The sequence below is a fragment of the Arthrobacter sp. MDT2-34-1 genome, from assembly GCF_059091365.1.
The window spans coordinates 1-529 of record NZ_JBNHGO010000119.1; the positions used below are offsets into that span (position 1 = coordinate 1).

Below are 529 nucleotides of genomic sequence, written 5' to 3' on the forward strand. Positions count from 1 at the left end.
TCCAGCGACCCGTCGCTGCTGTTCACCGTGGCCGGCATGGTGCCCTTCATTCCATACCTGACCGCGCGGGAGGAGCCGCCTTACCCGCGGGCGACCAGCGTGCAGAAATGCATCCGTACCGGCGACATCGAAGAAGTGGGCAAGACCGCCCGCCACGGCACCTTCTTCCAGATGTGCGGCAACTTTTCCTTCGGCGACTATTTCAAGGAACGCGCCATCTCCCTGGCCTGGACGCTGCTGACCAAGCCGGTGGCCGACGGCGGCTATGGACTGCCCGCGGACCGGCTCTGGATCACGGTCTACCAGGACGATGACGAGGCGCTGGAAATCTGGCGCGACAAGATCGGCGTGCCGGCCAATCGCATCCAGAAGTTCGGCAAGAAGGACAACTATTGGTCCACCGGCCAGCCGGGTCCGGCAGGGCCCTGCTCCGAGATCTTCTATGACCGCGGACCCGCCTACGGCGCTGAGGGCGGACCGGCCGCGGATGACAACCGCTACGTCGAGATCTGGAACCTGGTGTTCATGC

At 64.7% G+C, this 529-nt stretch carries 1 protein-coding gene; it reads left to right on the forward strand.

Annotation, left to right across the window (positions count from 1 at the left end; genetic code table 11):
* Positions 1–529, forward strand: a 529-nt coding sequence (locus AC5RVV_RS17955) for an alanine--tRNA ligase-related protein (protein WP_494002707.1), incomplete at both ends; no start/stop codon positions are given.